At 72.8% G+C, this 17,471-nt stretch carries 18 protein-coding genes; 12 read left to right on the forward strand and 6 right to left on the reverse strand.

From position 1 onward, the window contains the following. Positions 1–70 precede the first annotated feature (70 nt). The 4 genes from PBV52_RS44885 (at position 71) to PBV52_RS44900 (ending at position 2,485) form a co-directional block, all read left to right on the forward strand. Complete coding sequence (locus PBV52_RS44885; RefSeq protein WP_274247189.1) at positions 71–766, forward strand: hypothetical protein; 696 nt, start codon at positions 71–73, stop codon at positions 764–766. Then, positions 763–1,050, forward strand: a complete 288-nt coding sequence (locus PBV52_RS44890; RefSeq protein ID WP_274247191.1) for a BON domain-containing protein — start codon at positions 763–765, stop codon at positions 1,048–1,050. Before PBV52_RS44885 ends, PBV52_RS44890 begins: the two co-directional genes overlap by 4 nt. Next, positions 1,047–1,820 (forward strand): metallophosphoesterase, encoded by a 774-nt coding sequence (locus PBV52_RS44895; RefSeq protein WP_274247192.1) that lies wholly within the window; start codon positions 1,047–1,049, stop codon positions 1,818–1,820. The genes PBV52_RS44890 and PBV52_RS44895 overlap by 4 nt, the downstream gene beginning before the upstream one ends. 137 nt (positions 1,821–1,957) lie before the next feature. Beyond that, positions 1,958–2,485 (forward strand): hypothetical protein, encoded by a 528-nt coding sequence (locus tag PBV52_RS44900; protein ID WP_274249956.1) that lies wholly within the window; start codon positions 1,958–1,960, stop codon positions 2,483–2,485. Positions 2,486–2,502: 17 nt separating this feature from the next. On the opposite strand, the gene PBV52_RS44905 is transcribed toward PBV52_RS44900, so the two are convergent. Then, positions 2,503–3,066, reverse strand: a complete 564-nt coding sequence (locus tag PBV52_RS44905) for a hemerythrin domain-containing protein (RefSeq protein ID WP_274247194.1) — start codon at positions 3,064–3,066, stop codon at positions 2,503–2,505. Positions 3,067–3,138: 72 nt separating this feature from the next. Further along, the gene (locus PBV52_RS44910) at positions 3,139–3,312 is read right to left on the reverse strand and encodes a hypothetical protein (protein ID WP_274250034.1); all 174 of its coding nucleotides are present in this window, start codon (positions 3,310–3,312) and stop codon (positions 3,139–3,141) included. A 510-nt stretch (positions 3,313–3,822) separates the two neighbouring features. On the opposite strand from PBV52_RS44910, the gene PBV52_RS44915 reads away from it, so the two are divergent. The 3 genes from PBV52_RS44915 to PBV52_RS44925 all read left to right on the forward strand — a co-directional run bounded on the left by PBV52_RS44915 (position 3,823) and on the right by PBV52_RS44925 (position 7,456). Beyond that, complete coding sequence (locus tag PBV52_RS44915; RefSeq protein ID WP_274247196.1) at positions 3,823–5,073, forward strand: polysaccharide pyruvyl transferase family protein; 1,251 nt, start codon at positions 3,823–3,825, stop codon at positions 5,071–5,073. Positions 5,074–5,147: 74 nt separating this feature from the next. Further along, positions 5,148–6,599, forward strand: a complete 1,452-nt coding sequence (locus tag PBV52_RS44920; RefSeq protein WP_274247198.1) for an FAD-dependent oxidoreductase — start codon at positions 5,148–5,150, stop codon at positions 6,597–6,599. Positions 6,600–6,676: 77 nt separating this feature from the next. Next, positions 6,677–7,456 carry an SDR family NAD(P)-dependent oxidoreductase gene (locus tag PBV52_RS44925; protein ID WP_274247200.1) on the forward strand — a complete coding sequence of 260 codons (780 nt, stop codon included), beginning with the start codon at positions 6,677–6,679 and terminating at the stop codon, positions 7,454–7,456. Between the two features lie 214 nt (positions 7,457–7,670). Here the strand turns inward: PBV52_RS44925 and PBV52_RS44930 are convergent, their stop codons facing one another. Both PBV52_RS44930 and PBV52_RS44935 read right to left on the reverse strand, forming a co-directional pair. Next, positions 7,671–8,246 carry a GNAT family N-acetyltransferase gene (locus PBV52_RS44930; protein ID WP_274247201.1) on the reverse strand — a complete coding sequence of 192 codons (576 nt, stop codon included), beginning with the start codon at positions 8,244–8,246 and terminating at the stop codon, positions 7,671–7,673. Positions 8,247–8,294: 48 nt separating this feature from the next. Further along, the gene (locus PBV52_RS44935) at positions 8,295–8,948 is read right to left on the reverse strand and encodes a phosphoribosyltransferase (protein ID WP_274247202.1); all 654 of its coding nucleotides are present in this window, start codon (positions 8,946–8,948) and stop codon (positions 8,295–8,297) included. A 149-nt stretch (positions 8,949–9,097) separates the two neighbouring features. Here PBV52_RS44935 and PBV52_RS44940 point away from each other — a divergent pair, with 149 nt between their 5' ends. The 3 genes from PBV52_RS44940 to PBV52_RS44950 all read left to right on the forward strand — a co-directional run bounded on the left by PBV52_RS44940 (position 9,098) and on the right by PBV52_RS44950 (position 10,384). Continuing rightward, positions 9,098–9,550 (forward strand): YbhB/YbcL family Raf kinase inhibitor-like protein, encoded by a 453-nt coding sequence (locus tag PBV52_RS44940; protein ID WP_274247204.1) that lies wholly within the window; start codon positions 9,098–9,100, stop codon positions 9,548–9,550. A 100-nt stretch (positions 9,551–9,650) separates the two neighbouring features. Further along, positions 9,651–9,926 carry a hypothetical protein gene (locus PBV52_RS44945; RefSeq protein WP_274247206.1) on the forward strand — a complete coding sequence of 92 codons (276 nt, stop codon included), beginning with the start codon at positions 9,651–9,653 and terminating at the stop codon, positions 9,924–9,926. 125 nt (positions 9,927–10,051) lie between these two features. Continuing rightward, positions 10,052–10,384 carry a hypothetical protein gene (locus tag PBV52_RS44950; protein WP_274247207.1) on the forward strand — a complete coding sequence of 111 codons (333 nt, stop codon included), beginning with the start codon at positions 10,052–10,054 and terminating at the stop codon, positions 10,382–10,384. A 3-nt stretch (positions 10,385–10,387) separates the two neighbouring features. Here the strand turns inward: PBV52_RS44950 and PBV52_RS44955 are convergent, their stop codons facing one another. Further along, on the reverse strand, positions 10,388–13,294 hold the full coding sequence (locus PBV52_RS44955) for a glycosyl hydrolase 115 family protein (protein ID WP_274249957.1): 2,907 nt from the start codon (positions 13,292–13,294) through the stop codon (positions 10,388–10,390). Positions 13,295–13,634: 340 nt separating this feature from the next. Here PBV52_RS44955 and PBV52_RS44960 point away from each other — a divergent pair, with 340 nt between their 5' ends. Further along, entirely contained in the window at positions 13,635–14,276 is a 642-nt protein-coding gene (locus tag PBV52_RS44960; protein ID WP_274247209.1) for a phosphoribosyltransferase, read from the forward strand. Between the two features lie 27 nt (positions 14,277–14,303). Here the strand turns inward: PBV52_RS44960 and PBV52_RS44965 are convergent, their stop codons facing one another. Continuing rightward, a complete protein-coding gene (locus PBV52_RS44965) occupies positions 14,304–15,428 on the reverse strand; it encodes a CapA family protein (protein ID WP_274247211.1) in 1,125 nt (374 codons plus the stop codon). A 478-nt stretch (positions 15,429–15,906) separates the two neighbouring features. Here PBV52_RS44965 and PBV52_RS44970 point away from each other — a divergent pair, with 478 nt between their 5' ends. Beyond that, positions 15,907–17,319 carry an RtcB family protein gene (locus PBV52_RS44970; RefSeq protein ID WP_274247213.1) on the forward strand — a complete coding sequence of 471 codons (1,413 nt, stop codon included), beginning with the start codon at positions 15,907–15,909 and terminating at the stop codon, positions 17,317–17,319. Positions 17,320–17,471: the final 152 nt, after the last annotated feature.

A 17,471-nucleotide genomic window follows, 5' to 3' on the forward strand; every position in this document is an offset into this window, starting at 1 on the left:
AGCCTTTCCAGCCCGCCCCGGGCCCCGGCAGGGGCCCGCGCCGGACGGCCGGACGGCGAACGGAGTCGTCATGACGCGGAACCGGGAGAGTGCGACGCCCGCCCGGCGAGCCGGGGCTCCCCGGCTGCGCCCGGTCGGGGAGAGCCCGATTCGGCCGGGGTCGCGGGAACCGCACGCGCCCGACAACCAGGAACCGCCCCGTGACCGCAGCCAGGCGATTCTCGAGGCGGCGAAGCAGGTCGGCGCTCTCCTCAAACGCAACGGGCACACGTTCGCCGTGGCCGGAAGCGTGGCCGTCTACGCCCACGGCGGCAGCGGTCACCTGCAGCACGACGCCGACTTCTGCGTACGCCGCGCAGACGCCGAAGCAGTGGCGGACACGCTGACCGAAGCGGGCCTCACGGTGCGTACACCGCCGGAGGACTGGCTGCTGAAGACCACGTGCCTCGGCCAGGAGGTCGACCTGCTCTTCGAGCTCGGGCACCGCTCGGTCACCTCCGACATGCTGGCCCGGGCCCAGGACCTCCCGGTCGACTCGGTGCACATGCCCGTCCTGGCGGCGACGGATCTCATGCGGGCGCTGATCGAGCCCTTCTCGGAGCACCACTGCGACTTCGGGCCGGTGCTCGCCGCGGCCCGCGCCCTGCGCGAGAAGGTCGACTGGGAGGACGTACGAAGTTCCTGCGGGGACAGACCGATGCCCGCCGCGTTCTTCTTCCTGCTGGAACGACTGAACGTCATCGCCCCACGGAAGGAGCCCCGATGAGCGGATACGCCGCCCGGCCCGCTCCCGGCGCCGGCGGAGCGCAGAACCTGGACTACCGCGTGGCCCATCTCGCCGACCACCTGGCCGCCGGGGACCTCGGCGAGCTGGGTGTGCGGATCGAGATCCGCGGCGAGGCGGTTCTGCTGACCGGCACCGTGCCGTCCGCGCAGTGTCGTGACGACGTCCTGCGCATGGCCCGGGACGAGCTGCCGTCAATCCCCGTCCACTGCGACATCGTGGTCGCGGACGCCTCCGCGCCCGACCACGCCGAGGAGGTCGAATGATCCGGATAGCGGCCGTCGGGGACATCCACATGGGGCCCGAGAGCAAGGGCCGGCTCCGTCCCTCGTTCGAGACCCTGCCCGACAGCGCCGACGTCCTGCTGCTCGCCGGGGACCTCACCCGCCACGGCACCCCGGAGGAGGCCCGGGTGGTCGCACGCGAGGTCGAGGGCCTGGCGGTCCCGGTGGTCGCGGTCCTGGGCAACCACGATCACCACGCCGACTGCCCCGACGAGGTCGCCGCCGTGCTGCGGGACGCGGGTGTACGCGTCCTGGAAGGACAGGCGACCGTGGTGGTCAACGGCGACGCGCGCATCGGCGTGGCCGGTACGAAGGGGTTCGGCGGCGGATTCGTGGGCCGCTGCGCCGGTGAGTTCGGCGAGCCGATCATGAAGGAGTTCGTCAGGTACTCGCGTTGGCGCGCCGAAACCCTGCGGGACTCCCTGCTGGAACTGCGGGCGCAGGACTGCGACGTACGCATCGCCCTCACCCACTTCTCCCCGGTCCCGGACACGCTGGCCGGCGAGGCACCCGAGATCTACCCGTTCCTCGGCAGCTATCTGCTGGCCGAGGCGATCGACTCGGCAGGCGCCGACCTCGCGGTCCACGGGCACGCACACCTGGGCACGGAGCACGGCATGACCAGCGGCGGCGTGAAAGTGCGCAACGTCGCACAGCCGGTCATCGGCCGGGCGTTCCACGTCTACCACCTTGCGGGACCGGAGCCGGCGACGGCCGCGGCCCCGGGCTCCTCGGGCGGCCATGCGGGCTGAGCACGCGCCGTCGCGGTGTGTTCCGGTGTGGGCGAGGCCACGCCGCTCAGGCGACCGCGGGCATGTTCGCGGCCCGGTGCCGCGGGCTACCGTTCGAGGGATTCCCGTTGCTCGCCAGTACCTCGGACGGCCCGGCAGTGCTCGTAGATCTCTCCCCGCTCATCGCGGCGACCACCCAATGGCTCACGCGTTCCTACCCGGCGTGCGGCGGCGCGCTGGCCGCCGCCCTGGGCGAGGTGCAGGCCCGGCAGGCCGTCACCGTCGCGGCGTGGCTGCGCTACCCGACGCAGACGGACGCCGCGTTGGTCGGGATGGCGGGCCCCGGCGGCTCGGCCGGCCTGGACTGGATCACCGGCGCGGATGCTACCGCCCACGACGAGGCGGACGACTTCGCCTGGCGCACCTGGGTGGACGAGGTCGTGGCGAGCTGGGCGGCCTGCCTGCTCAGCGACTGCGAGCTGGCCCGGCTGGCGGTCGCCGCGCTCGCCGACGGCGGCCACGCGACCGGTGTGCCGGTCGAGTTCCGCCGCCTGGTGTCACCCGACACGCGGGACCGTGAGGCGGCGGCCCTCCTGCGCCACCCCGACCTCCTCGCCCCGGTGGCCGCCCTGCACCGCCCCGCTCTCCACGAGCGCCTCGACCCGGGCCGGGCACTCATCGCCTGAGTCGTGAGACGTCGACGTCAGTCCTTCTTGCCGCGCCCCGTCAGCGCGTCGCGCAGCCGGTCGATCAGGCCGACACCCGGGGCCAGCAGCTTGTTGGCCGGCGGCTTGTCCGGCGCGGAGGGGTGCGGGCGGGTCGGTGCCAGCTTCTTCGCCTGGCGCACCTTGTTGCCCAGCGCGTCCAGCGTGTTCTTGGGACACGCCGCGCTCAGCTGGGGGAAGAGGTTCTGCTCCTCGTCGGCGATGTGCGAGCGGATCTCCGTCATCAGCATCCCGATGAGCCGGTCGAACTCGGGATCGTCGGCGTCGTACGCCTCCAGATCCTTCATCGTCTGCTCGGCCCTGGAGTGGTCGTCGGTCTCCTTGTCGGCCAGCGCGTCCCCGTTCGCCAGGTGCTCCCGCACGGCCGGATACAGGTAGGCCTCCTCGGCGACCGAGTGGCGGACCAGCTCGATCGTGGCCTGGTCGGCGTACAGCTTGCGGTCCTTGTCACCGGACGGAAGCGCCTCGATCCGACCGAAGAACTCCTCGACCTCGCGGTGATCGGTCACCAGCTCGTCGATGACGTCCCCACCATGACCCATGTCCTCCACCTCCAGCATCGAACGGACGGCCCGCCGCGGCCCCGAGTGCCCGCGGGCGCCGGGCTCACACGGTCAGGCACGTCCACCCGGGCGGTCGGTGTCCGTGGTCGTTTCGGTGACGTCGTCACGCTCGCCCTCGGCCTGGGAGGGCGTCGTGTACTCAGGAGTGGGATGGTCGGCCCGTGGGACGTCGGCGTCCTCGCGCTCGCCCTCGGCCTGCGACGGGGTGTGGTGGCTCACGCTCATCGTGTCGTCCCTCCTCGCACGGGACGGGTCGGTCGGCCCTCCTCGGGGCGGGGAGGGACCCGGCACCGTCGAGCACAGGACCGGGTACCCCTTGGCCCTGACGGCGACACGGTGCCGTCCGCGGGCATCGCCGCCGGACAGCGGGTACCCGCATCAGGGCAGCAGGGCAGCAGGGCAGCAGGGCAGCAGGGCAGCAGGGCAGCAGGGCAGCAGGGCAGCAGGGCTCAGCGGCAGCCGCGGCGGAAGGACGGGCGGTGTGTGAGCGCCCATACTGGCTCTACGGGCGCATACGAGCACGTCTCCTCGCCCGTGCCCCGCCGCCTTTTCCGGACCGGCGGACACCGGAAAGTCCCAGGTGAGGTTTCCTCCGTAAGGCCCGGGCAACTCGGGCCCGACGCCACGACGGCGTGTTGCCACCGCTCCAAGACCCCGCTCGCGGTCCCGCCGACGGACGAGCCGTCCTGGACCGCCCCGTGGGTCCCGCCCGCCTCCTTCGAACGGGAGTTCCGGATGACGATCAACCAGCACCCGTCGCCCGTCCCGGCCGCCTCGTCGGATCTGCGGATCGGCCTGCTCGGCTCGTACGGCGGGTGCAACATCGGCGACGAAGCGATTCTGATGTGTGTACTGAGCTGTCTGCGCGCCCATCGGCCGCAGGCCCGGCTCGTCGTCTTCAGCCGGAACGCGGACCACACCCGCACCCATCAGTGGGATGCCGACGAGGTGGTCGACTGGGAGGGCGTACCGCAAAAGCCCGTCCTCGACGCCCTCGCGGGACTGGATCTGCTGGTGCTGGGCGGCGGCGGGATCCTCTACGACGGGGAGGCGCGGCGCTATCTGCGGCTGGTGAAGGCGGCGCACGAGCGCGGCGTCCCCACGTTCGCCTACGCGGTTGGTGCGGGCCCGCTGCGCGATGCGGACGACCGGGAGGCCGTGCGCACCGTGCTGCCGGAGATGACCGAGGTCGTCGTCCGCGACGAGGAGTCACGCCTCGTCCTGGAGGAGGTCGGCGTCGAGCGCGAGCTCACCGTCACCGCCGACCCGGCGTTGCTGCTCACGCCGGAACCCTTCACCGAGCAGATGATGCGGCAGGAGGGGCTTCCGCTGAACGCCCGGCTGGTCGGGATGTCCGTGCGCGAGCCCGGCCGGGCGGCGGAGAAACTCGACGAGGAGGACTATCACGGGCTGCTCGCCGACGTCGCGGACTTCCTCGCCCGGCGCCTGGACGCCCACGTGGTCTTCGTGCCGATGGAACGCCAGGACGTCCGGCAGGCCCACGGCGTGCTGTCCCGGATGAGCGCCCCGGACCAGGGCCGCATCCTGCACAACACCTACAGCCCCGGCGAGGTCCTCGGCTTCATGAGCCACCTGGACCTGGTCGTGGGCATGCGCCTGCACGTCGTGATCTTCGCCGCGCTCTCCGGCCTGCCGGTGCTGCCGCTGCCGTACTCGGGCAAGGTCTTCGACTTCGCCCGCCGTACGGGGGCGCCCGCGCTGGTGGGTGTGGCGCGGGAGCAGGCCGGGCTGCTGCTCGCCGAGGTGGACCGGCTCTGGGACGAGTTCCCGCGGCGGCAGGAGGACATGAAAGCCCGGGTGCGGGGGCTGCGGGCGCTGGCCCGGGAGACCTGTGACCGCTGCGGGGCCCTCCTGGACTCCGTCGGCATCGACGGCGGCGCGCGCGCCGCGGGGCGGGTGGAGGGCGCCGACCTGATTCTGACCCCGGGCACGCCCACGGCCGACCTGAGGGACCACGGCGCGTGACGCCGGGTTCCGCCGCGGGCGTCGGCCGTCACGGAACGCGCCGTCCGCAACCGACCCAGTCGACGGGAGAAGCGATGCCGATCCTGGAACCGTCCCGCCCCGTCCGGACCGTCACCCTGCCACCGCGGGAGGCCCGCCACGGCGGCCGCACGGACGTCCTGGTCGTCGGCGGCGGCCCGGCCGGCACCGCCGCGGCCTGTGCGGCGGCCGAGGCCGGCGCCGACGTCGTGCTCGTGGAGCGCTACGGCTTCCTCGGCGGCAACGCCACCGTGGCGCTGGTCATGCCGCTGATGTCGTTCCACAACGAGCAGAAACAGGCCGTGTTCGACGAGAGCGGCCACCACAGCAGGCTGCTGCCCACCGACCACGGGGAGGGCGAACCGGTGGTGGCCGGCTTCCTGTGGCTCCTGCTGGACCGGCTCACCGCCCGCGGCGGCTGCGTCCCGCCGTCCCCCGACACCGGCTACACCGTGCCGTTCGACCCGGAGATCTACAAACTCGTCCTCCTCGACCTGCTCGACGAGGCGGGCGTGCGCATGCTGTTCCACTCCTTCGCCTCCACCGCGCTGCCCCTCGACGACGGCTGGCGGGTGGTGTTCGAGACCAAGTCCGGCCCGGTGGTGATCGACGCCGGTGTCGTCGTCGACGGCACGGGGGACGGCGACATCGCCGCCGCCTGCGGGGCGCCGTACGAGATCGGGCGGCCGGAGGACGGGCTGGTGCAGCCGATGACGCTCATGTTCCGCGTCGTCGACTTCCTGCAGCCGCAGTTCTCCGAGTACGTCGGCGAGCATCCCGACCAGTGGCGGGGCGTGCACGGGCTGTGGGACCTGGTCCAGGAGGCCACCGAGGCGGGCGAACTGCGCCTGCCCCGCGAGGACATGCTGTTCTTCGGCACCCCGCACTCACGCGAGGTCAGCGTCAACAGCACCCGGGTCACCCGTGTGCTCGGCACCGATGTGTGGGACCTGAGCCGCGCCGAGTACGTCGCGCGCCGCCAGATGGAACAGATCGACCGCTTCCTGCGCGGACACGTGCCCGGCTTCAAGAAGTCGTACGTGGCACAGAGCGGCGTCCAGATCGGCGTACGGGAGACCCGCCGCATCCTCGGCGACTACCACCTGACCGGCCATGACATCCTCGCGGCGCGCGCGTTCCCGGACGCCGTCGCGCACGGCGCCTACCCCGTCGACATCCACAACCCCAGGGGCAGCGGCACCGTCCTCAAGCGCGTGCCCCGCGGACGCTTCTACGACATCCCGCTGCGCTGTCTGCTGCCCAAGGACACCGACCGCCTGCTGGTCGCCGGGCGCTGCATCTCCGGCTCGCACGTGGCGCACTCGTCCTACCGCGTCATGCCCATCTCCATGGCGACCGGCCAGGCAGCCGGGGTCTGCGCCGCGCTGTCCGTACGGCTCGGCCGCAGTCCCCGCGACGTGCCCTACCACCTCGTCCAGCGCGCGCTGCGGCGCCAGGGCGCCCACCTGAGCCTGGAACCCCGGGAACCCGTGCAGCAACGCGGCTGACGTACCCAGCACTTGAGGCCCCGAGCACTTGACGCCCCGAGCGCTGTCGAGGTGAGCGCGCGGCCTAGGGTGCGGGCATGACCTCGCATCCCTACCTCTCCGAACTCTTCTCGCTGGACGGCCGGGTCGCCGTGGTGACCGGCGGCAGTTCCGGCATCGGCCGCGCCATCGCCGAAGCCCTCGCACGCGCCGGAGCGAGCGTCGTCGTCGTGGCCCGCAAGGAGGCGGAGTTGGCCGCGACCGTCGGCGAACTGGCCGCCCACGGCTGCCGAGCGGCCTGGGTGAGCGCCGACCTGAGCACGCGCGACGGCGTGCGCGCGGCGGCCGAGGAGGCGGTCGAGGCGTTCGGGGAGCCCGACATCCTCGTCAACTGCGCCGGGATCAACCTGCGGCCCCCGATGGGCGAGTTGGGCGAGGACGTGTGGGACACCACGATGGCCGTGAACCTGGAGGCGCCCTACCTGCTGGGTCAGCGGTTCGGGCCCGGCATGGCCGAACGGGGCTTCGGGCGGATCATCCACATCACCTCCCAGCAGGCGCACCGGGCGTTCGTCCAGAGCGGCGCCTACGGAGTCTCCAAGGGGGCGCTGGAATCGCTGGCCCGTTCACAGGCCGAGGCATGGTCGCCGTACGGCGTCACCTGCAACACGCTCGTGCCGGGGTTCGTCATGACGCCCCTGAACGCACGCCTGTCGTCCGACCCCGAGAAGGTGGCGGCGCTCGCCGCGCGCACGATGGTCGGGCGCAACGGGCTGGCCGAGGACTTCGCCGGCGCGGCGGTGTTCCTCGCGAGCGGCGCCTCCGCGTACGTCACCGGGCAGGCGCTCTTCGTCGACGGCGGGCTCTCCGTGCACTAGGGCGTGTTGCGAAAGTCCCGTCTGCCGGGCGACGCCTGGCACGCTCCCCCAGAGGGGGCGCCCCCACTCGCCGCACCGGGCGAAAGCCCAAGTACGTCCAGTACGAGGGCTTCCGCCCGGCACGCCGAGAGTACGCACCAGACGCCGCCCGGCCCGCCCTCCGGGCGGACGACGGGACTTTCGCAACACGCCCTAGCCCGGCGCGGCCGATCCGTCAGCCCCGCAGGTCGAGCCGCATCAGGATGCGGGGATGGCCGGCCAGGACCGAAGTCGTGTCGGCCGCGTGGACGAACCCGGCGCGTTCGAAGTTCTTCCGGAGCCCGGCGTACGCCATCGTCAGATCGACCCTGGCATCACCGTTGTCGAGGGGGTACGCCTCGATCATCGGCGCGCCCCGCTCGCGGGCGAAGTCGACCGCGCCGGCGATGAGGGCGTGGGTGATCCCCTGCTTTCGGTGGCCGGGGCGTACGCGGACGCACCACAGCGACCAGACCGGCAGGTCGTCGACGTGCGGGATCTTCCGGTTGCGCGCGAAGGACGTCGCCGAGCGCGGCGCCACGGCGGCCCAGCCGACCGGCTCGTCCCCGTCGTAGGCGAGCACCCCCGGCGGGGGATCGGCACGGCACAGGTCGGCGACGTACTCACCGCGGGCCGGCCCGCGCAGCTCCTTGTTCACCTTGGACGGGATCCGGTAGCTCAGGCAGTAACACACGCTCGCCTGGGGCGACTTCGGGCCCAGCACCGCACGGACGTCCTCGAAGACCGAAGCCGGACGCACATCGATGGCCATGGCCCCACGATGTCACGCGGCCGGGCGCACCGCCCCGTCGTTCGTCCGTCACGCCGTGGCGTGGAACGTGTGCAGGGTGTCCGCGACCTCGGTATCGGAGACCTGGCCGAAGTCCTCGTACCACTCACCGACCGCGTGCAGGGACGGCGGCTGCACCAGGCACACGAGGTCGTCGCACTCGGTGCGCAGGGCGGCCGTCGTCCGTGGGCTGCCGACGGGGACCGCCAGGATCAGCCGGTCCGGACCGTGGCGGCGCAGGTAGCGCAGTGCCGCCGTGACGGTGAGGCCGGTGGTCAGGCCGTCGTCGACGAGGACGACCGTGCGGCCGCCCACGGACGGGGTCGGACGGCGGCCGCGGTAGACGTACTCGCGGCGGTGCAGCTCGCCCCGTTCGCTCGCGACGACATCGCCGAGCCGGTCCTCGGACAGATGCATCATGGCCAGGCTCTGCCGGTCGTACAGCGGCGGATCGTCGGCGACGATCGCGCCGATCGCCGTCTCCGGACGGATCGGGGTGCTGATCTCGCGTGCGACCAGCACGTCCAGCGGAGCGTGCAGCGCGCGGGCCACCTCCGCGGCGACGGGCACGCCGCCGCTCGGCAGGGCCAGCACGAGCGGATTGATCAGATCGCCGGAGTCGGCCCACTCGACCAGCCGCAGGGCGAGTTCCCGTCCGGCGTGAGTACGGTCGCGGAATGACACGGCGGTCCTCCCTCGAGGTCGGCGCAGCCCGCCGAGTTCCCGGCGTGGGGCAGGGCGAAACGGGCCACGGCCGTCGGCGACCAGGGGTGTGCCCGCGCGCCGGGCCGGCATCGCGTGTGGCCCGCGCCCGGATGGGTACTGCGGCGCGCATGACTGGCATCGAACTCACGAGCTCCGCGTTCGAGGATCACGCGATGATCCCGCGTCGTCACGCCTTGGAGGGGCAGAACGTCTCTCCGCCCCTGACCTGGTCCGGCGTGCCCGACGAGGCGGTGGAGCTGGCCCTGCTGTGCGAGGACCCGGACGCGCCGTCGGGGACCTTCGTCCACTGGCTGGTCACCGGCATCGATCCGCACGCGGACGGGCTCGCGGCGGGCAAGACGACGCCGGGCAGCCACCCGCACAGGAACGGTTACGGAGAATCCGGGTGGGGCGGTCCGCTGCCCCCGGTCGGCGACGACGCGCACCGGTACTACTTCCGCCTCTACGCTCTCCCGGGCCCCGTCTCCGTCCCGGAGGCGGCCACGTCGGACGAGGCACACCAGGTGCTCGACCGGCAGCAGCTGGCCACCGGAACGCTTGTAGGCCTCTACCAACGCTGACGCCGCCGCACCCCGGCCGGTCACGAGCCGCGCGACGGACTGGCCGGTCCGGCCGGTACGCCGGGCTGCGTTTGCGCCGCGCAGAGCGCATGGTGGTGGCATGAGCACGCGTCCCCCAGTGGTGGTGCAGCCGCCCGCGTCGGACGGCGGGCGTCAGGTGACGATCCGCGGTGAGCCGACCGGCATCGCGTACAGCCTGTTCGACGTGCTGGACCTGGTGCACCGCGCGGGCCTGCCCGGCGAGGACCGGGCCGTCGACGACCCCGAGCTGATCGAGTGGCTCGGCGGCGGACCGTACGACTGGAACGGCCCGGACACGCCCGGCACGCCGGATGCACCCGACACGCCCGACACACCCGATGCGGCGAACGGGTGAACGCAGGCGGCACCCGCGTACGGCGCGGACGCCACCCTCGGATGTCCGAGGTTCCCGTCGGAGCGCCGCTGACCTTGACTGGCAGCGGCAAGTCCGAACGGAACCACGACATCACGGGGACACACATGAACCGCAGGAAGAGCATCTTCGCAGCCGGCCTGGCCACCACCGTCTCGGCCCTGGCCCTCACCCTCGGCGGCATGGCCGCCCCCGCACAGGCCGCGGGGACCGTCGACTGTGACGGCTGGGTGCACAACAACAACCCGGACCACGGCATCGCGGGCTGCCAGAACAACACCGATCGCACCGTCACCTTCCGCGCCGAGGTCGTCTGCGGCTGGGCGCCGGACGTCTCCGGCCAGTGGGTGACGCTGGCGCCGGGGCAGTACAGCGAGTCCTCGGGCGTCTGTGCCGTCTACAGCTCGGGTGTCGGCAGCGTGGGCTGGACCATCCAGTAGCGGCTACCGGCCCGGTGCCCGATCCGGGTCGGGACGGAACACCGGGTGGTAGCTCTCCGGCGGCGCCAGATAGCTGACGGGCAGCCCGCCGGTGTCGATGACGATCTGGTCGACGGCGATGCCCGGGTCGACCATGAAGATCCGCAGGACGTGCTCACCCGGCTCGTCCACCGTCACCATGGCGGTCAGCTTCTCGACGCCGTCCTCCACGTTGCGGGCCCAGGCGTCGCCCCGGTTGCCGGTGGCGACGGCCTGGCCCGCGAGGACGGTGGCCGGCCGGTCGTCGAGCGCGACGGCCAGCCGGCGGTGGCCGCGCTCGTCGAGGGACGGCAGCCGGAAGACGGTGACGGGGAAGGTGCCCGCACCGCCGAAGCGCACCCGGTAGCTCAACTCAGGCGCCCTGGTGGCGAAGTCGGCGGTGACCGGGGCCGCCGTCGACGGCACGGCCTCCAGGGCGCCCGTACGGCGGCCCAGCCCGCGCACCACACGCCAGCGCGCCCCGCCGCGCGCCACCCGCTGATCGGTGTGTACGGCGTCGATCGAGACGTACCCGTGGGCCTCCACGAACCCACGGGCCCGCCGGCGCGCCCGCTCCCCGTCGTTGACCACCCGCAACAGCACCTCGACCCGCTGCCCCGCCCCGCTGACGGCGACCGTGGCGTCGTGCGTCCCCTCCGGCATCCGCGCCCAGTCGAGCTCCACCCACACCCGGGTCTGCTCGGTCAGAGAGCCGCCCGCCGTGCTGAGCAGCACCCAGGGGTGGCTCGCCTCGGCCGACCAGTCCAGCGGCAGGAAGCCGGTGTTGAAGACGTCGAGGAAACGTCTGTCCCGGGTGTAGGAGGAGAAGGACAGCGGGCGCTCCGTCCCGGTCTCGTTGCCCTCGGCAGCCACACCGAGCCCGGCGGTCTCCTGCCGGGCGACCCGGGTGACGGCGGGACGGCCGGGCGCCTTCGGGATCTGGGAGGGATACGGGTTGACGATGCCGTCCCACTTACCGCCCGCCACCTCGGTGTTGTACCGCTTGGTGAGCGCCGCTTCCTCGGCATGGGCCGCCTCCGCCAGGTCGGCGAAGCGGTTGGTCCCGGCCCCGCGTCCCTGCCGGACGGCGAGCGCGTTGCGGTCCGCCCAGTAGTACTTCAGGTTCATCAAGTACGCGCCGTGCACCGGGTATTCGACCAGTTCGAAGAAGGCGTCCCGGTACTGCTCGGGCACCTCGGCCCGCACCGCCCGTACCCGCGTGAGCAACTCCTCGTACGCGGCCGTCCGCCGGCCCGCCTCGTCACCGTGGTGGACCACGGAGAACACCCCGCGGTCGATGAACTCCGGACGCCGCTCCGCCGCGAGCCGGTAGTACTCGGTACGGATCGCGGCGATCTCCCGGCCGTACCGCCGCCCGAACTGCCGCCCGGCCCACTCGGCGAGGAAGTCCTCGACGCCGTCGGCGTCCCACCGGTCCACGTCCCAGGCCATGTCCATGGAGAAGGACAGACCGGTCTCGATCGACTTGACGTCACCGACGTTGAAGATCCACATGCGGTCGACGCCGTGCTCGTACACCCGCCGCAACTCCTGCCAGACCTTGGCGAGTTGGGTGGTGTCCAGCCACAGATAGCTCTTCGGGCGGCCCCAGTAGGACAGGTGGTAGTAGATGCCGTTGCCGCCCGCACGGCTGCGCTCGGCGTCGTTCGGCAGTTGGCGCATGTTGCCGTGGTTGTCGTCCGGCCAGATCAGCGTGACGTCCTCGGGGACCCGGACGCCCGCGTTGTACAGCTCCAGGACCTCCTTGTACGGGATGAAGATCTGCGGCTCGACGGCCGCGCCGACCTCCTCGGCCAGGATGCGGCGCTGGTCGGCGATGATGTCGTTCATCACCGCGACCTTCTCGGGAACGGTCGTGGCGTACTTGGTCTCCAGCGCGCTGTCGTGCAGGCCGCGCATGCCGATCGTCCAACTGCTCTCGTACGAGGCGTTCTGTCTCGCCCGGGCTCTCCAGTAGTCGGAGATGACACCGGGATTCACCGTGTAGTCGTACACCGGCAGGCTTCCGTCCGCGCCGCGATGCTCCTCCGCCCACGGCGCCCACTCGTGGACGCCGTTGCGCAGCAGTGCCTCGGGGTGGCTGGAGCCGACGACGATGCCGTAGCGGTCGGCGAGTTCGGGGTTCTCGCGGTGCTTGTTGAAAAAGTCGGAGTACGGATGCATCGCCGGCCACAGGTAGTTGGCCTTGAGGCGCAGCAGCAGCTCGAAGACGCGCTGGTAGGTCTCGGGGCCGATGTTCTTGTCCGGCTCCTGGGTGCGGTGGGACCAAGTGGTCAGGTTCTGCTCGTCGTTGATGAAGATGCCCCGGTAACGCACCGACGGCTCGTAACGCTTGAGCGGCCCCGCGGGCACCGCCACCGAGTCACGGCGGGGGACGGGGACGTCGGCCCACCAGTACCAGGGGGAGACCCCGATGCGCTCCGAGGTGTCGTAGATGCCGTAGACCGTGCCGCGCCGGTCGCTGCCCGCGATCACCAGAGCCCGCTCCACCCCGGGCAGCGGACGCTCCACCACCTGCGTCACCGACGCCTCCCAGCGGCCCTTCACCCGCGAGACGTCCAGGCGTCCCTGTGCCACGAGCCGGTCGAGGACCGGGCTGGCGCCGAGGGTGCCCACCAGGACCAGGCCCGCGGCGCCCGTCTCCGGGAGGGTGTGCCTCAGCTCGGGCCGGACACCGCTGACCCGTTCGACGTCCGCCTGGAGATCGCCGGCCGCGCGGATCACCGCGGGGTCGTCCGCCGCGTCGACGTACAGCTCGACGGCGCCTCCGCCCCGCACCAGCGGGAAGTCGGGCCTTTGCGACGCGGCCCGGGCGGGGGCGGCCGCGGGGAGGACGCCGGGCAGCAGCGGGGCCGCTCCGGCAGCGGCCAGCCCCCGCAGGAACGCCTTGCGGGACCAGGGCTGGGACGGGCGGGGCGATTCGCGGTGCGGCACGAGACGCTTCCTTTCCGCGCATGACTGACAGACATGGCAGGACATGACTGAACGGGGCGTGGTGCGAGGGGACGAACGTGAGCGTGCGTGCGTTTGCGTGGCCAGGCCAGGAGGCAAGGGCTAGAGAGGAGGGGCTAGAAAGCGCTTGCCATCCGGAACCCTAGGCCAGTCCTGTCCGGGCGGTCCAGACCCCTGCGGCGCCGGAAGCCGGGCGAGGCCCCTGGTGTGTCCGTTGCCGGAGGGCGGGGTACGCGGCGACGGACGGAAGGGGAAGCCCATGCAGTTCCGTGACCGCAAGGAGGCCGGGCAGGAGCTGGCGGAGCAGCTGCGCATCCGGCAGGACAAGGGCACCCTTCCGCATCCCGTGATCCTCGCGCTGCCGCGCGGTGGCGTCGCGGTCGCCCGGGAGATCGCGCGGGCCCTGGAGGCCCCGCTGGACGTGCTCGTCGTACGCAAGATCGGGGCCCCGTTCCACGAGGAGTTCGGGGTCGGCGCGCTCGCGGGCGACGGCCCTCCGCTCTTCGACGAGGCGACGCTGTACCGGCTGGGGCTGAGCGAGGCCGACCTGGCGCCGGTGGTGGAGCGGGAGCGCAAGGAGCTGCGGCGGCGCGAGGAACGCTATCGGCGGGGCCGGCCGGCTCCCCAGCTGCGCGGCCGTACCGCCGTCGTCGTCGACGACGGTGTCGCGACCGGCTCGACCGCACGCGCCGCCCTGCGCGCCGTGCGCCAGCAGGAGCCGGGGCGTCTGGTCCTCGCCGTGCCGGTCTGCGCACCGGAGGCGGCCGAGGAACTGCGCCGGTTGGTCGACGAGTTCGTCTGCCTGCACCAGCCGAGGCTGTTCAGCGCGGTCGGCGAGTGGTACCAGGACTTCGGCCAGCTGACCGACGCCGATGTGCTGGAGGCGTTGCGCGGCGAGTGAGGGAGAGGGGGGGAGAAGGGGCAGCCGTCATCGGGTGGCTCGGGCGGCGGGCTTCGTCAGGGTGAGCGCGCCGTCCGCCTCCAGGGCAAGGTGGACGCCGGGGCTGATGCGGTCGAGGGTGCTGTGCAGCCAGCCGCGGTCCTCGGGCGGGGCGGGCTCCAGGCGCATGCGGCGGGCGATCAGGGGCACCATCCGCAGCTCGGTGAGTTCGCCCGTGTCCGCCGCGACCGTCACGAGGTGGGCGATGCGGAGATCGTCGCGGTACTGCTCGTATCCGGGGATGCCTTCGTAGTCGTCGACGAAGTCGCCGCAGCCGTGCAGGATCAGCCGGTCCCGGTAGACCTCGATGGGCCGGGGGTGGTGCGAGGAGTGGCCGTGGACGACGTCGGCGCCGCCGTCGACCAGGGCGTGCGCGAAGCGGCGCTGTTCACGGGGGACGAGGTAGCCCCAGTTGGAGCCCCAGTGCACGGATACGACTACGAGGTCGCCGGACCGCTTCACCCGCCGTATGTGCCGTACCGCGGCGGCGGCCGTGGCGGGCGACAGCTCGGGCACGTAGGCGACGCCGGGCAGGTCCGCCGTCGCGGCCCAGTCCGCGGGGATGCCGCTGTCGTCGGCACCGAGGGCGAACACGAGCATGCGGCCGCCGTGCGGGAGCGGGAGCGCCACGGGCGCATACGCCTCCTCGGTGTTCCGCCCCGCGCCCGCGGTCCGCAGACCCGCCCCGTGCAGCACGTCGAGCGTCTCCTGCAGGCCCGCGCGGCCGAAGTCCTGCACATGGTTGTTGGCCAGGACGCAGACATCGGGCCTGGCCACCGTGAGGGCGGGCAGGTTGGCCGGATGCATGCGGTAGTGGACCGCCTTGCCGGGCGCGAACGCGTCGCTGCGCGTGACGGCCGTCTCCAGGTTGACGATCCGGACGTCCGGGGCGCTCGCCTCCAGCAGCCGCAGCGCCTCGCCCCACGGCCAGGACGGGTCGACCGGCGCCGGGATGGGGCCGTTGACCGCCTCCGCCATGCTCACGTAGGACCGGGCGTCCGTGACGTATCCCTCCCGCAGCACCGGGTCACCGGGCCGGGCCAGGATCTGGTCGACGCCGCGTCCGAGCATCACGTCGCCACAGACGAACAGCGTCACTGTGCCGCCGCTCATGTCTCAACGGTACGAGGTCGTGGTGGGGCGGGGATCGCGTCGCCGGCCAGGGCCGTTCGGCGTGCGGGGGGGGCGAGCGGTGGTGGTGCAGGCCGCAGATCTCGTCGCGGGGTGTGGCGGCGCGTGGTGCGCGTCGGTGGCGCCTCGGGCGCGAGGGCGCTGTGCGGGCCGCCGCCGAGGCGCAGCCGGTCGCCAGGCCCGGCGCGGGCATGGTGGCCGGGATCCCGGGGCCTGTCGCTCTCCTGTGTCTCCTGTGTCGCCTGTGTCGCCGGGATGCCGGTGGTGCCCGGGGCGTGCCGCGCGCCGGACCTCCCGGCCGCGACCGGACCCGTCGACCCGCAGGTCACCACCTCGCACCGCCCCGGCAGGCGCACCCGATGTCCCCGGCGCCCGCCGCGATACGGAGCCCCCCACGCGGGTACCCCGCACCTGCGATGCCGGGCGCGGGAGACCGCCGGCCGAAGCGCGGGAGGCTGCCATGGAACTGGTCGAGGAAGCTCCCCACCGCTTCCGTATCGACCCGCACGGCCCGATGCGGGTGCCGGGCGTGGTGTTCGCGTCCCGGAAGCTGCTGCACGACGCCGAGAAGTCACTGGAGCAGGTGGTCAACGTGGCCACGCTGCCGGGCATCGTCAGCGCGTCGTACGCCATGCCCGACATCCACTGGGGCTACGGCTTCCCCATCGGCGGCGTCGCGGCGACCGACGTGGCCGACGGCGGTGTCGTCTCGCCCGGCGGGGTCGGCTTCGACATCTCCTGCGGCGTACGGCTGCTCGCCGCCGACACCGATCAGCAGGGGCTGGAGTCCGCGCTGACCGAGGTGATGGACGGCCTCGACCGGGCCATCCCGCGCGGCGCCGGGCCCGGCGGGGTGTGGCACCTGAGCGGCCCCGGGCAGCTGGAGCGGATCCTGCGGGGCGGCTCGCGGTACGCGGTGGGGGAGGGGCACGGCGAGGGGCGCGATCTGACGCGCTGCGAGGACGGCGGGGCGGTCGCCGACGCCGACGTGGACCAGGTGAGCGCGCGGGCGCGAGAGCGCGGGTTCGGGCAGGTCGGAAGCCTCGGGTCCGCCAACCACTTCCTGGAGGTGCAGCGCGTCGACGAGGTGTACGACGAGACGGCCGCCGCCGCGTTCGGGATCGCCGTCGGCCAGGTGTGCGTGATGATCCACTGCGGTTCCCGCGGCCTCGGTCACCAGATCTGCACCGATCACGTCCGGCTGATGGACCGCGCGATGACCCGCTACGGCATCAAGGTCCCCGACCGCCAACTGGCCTGCACGCCGGTCGAGTCGCCGGAGGGCCAGAGGTACCTCGGCGCGATGGCGGCCGCGGCCAACTATGGTCGCGCCAACCGCCAGTTGCTGTCCGACGCGACCCGCGAGGTCTTCCGCCGTGCCGCGGGCATCCGGTTGTCCCTGGTGTACGACGTCTCCCACAACCTCGCCAAGATCGAGACCCACCAGGTGGCCGGAAAAGGCCGCACCCTCTGCGTCCACCGCAAGGGCGCCACCCGCGCCTTCCCGCCCGGCCATCCTGACCTGCCCGACGACCTGCGCGAGGTCGGCCAGCCGGTGCTGATCCCGGGGACGATGGGCACCGCCTCCTACGTCCTGGTCGGTGTGGCGGGCGGAGACGCGTTCTCCTCCACCTGTCACGGCGCGGGCCGCGTCCTCAGCCGCCACCGGGCCGCTCGCGCGGTGGGCGGCCGTGAACTGCGGGCCCGGCTGGAGTCGGCGGGCATAGCGGTACGCCCGCGGTCGCTGCGCAGCCTCGCGGAGGAGACGCCCGAGGCGTACAAGGACGTGAGCGAGGTGGTGGCCGCGAGCGAGGGGGCACGGCTGTGCCGGACGGTGGCTCGGCTGGTGCCGCTGGGGGTGGTGAAGGGCTGAGGGGGAGGGGACGGCGGGCGGTCGTACGGCCGTAAGCCTCGCGCACCGGCCCGTGGACCCGTACGCCTCACACCCCCAGACTCACGCCACCGGCGACCGGCCATGGCCGTCGGTCACCGGGTGACGGCGGTGGGCCACTGGCCACGGCTACC

This window comes from Streptomyces sp. T12 (assembly GCF_028736035.1).
In the GTDB taxonomy this organism is placed as follows: domain Bacteria; phylum Actinomycetota; class Actinomycetes; order Streptomycetales; family Streptomycetaceae; genus Streptomyces.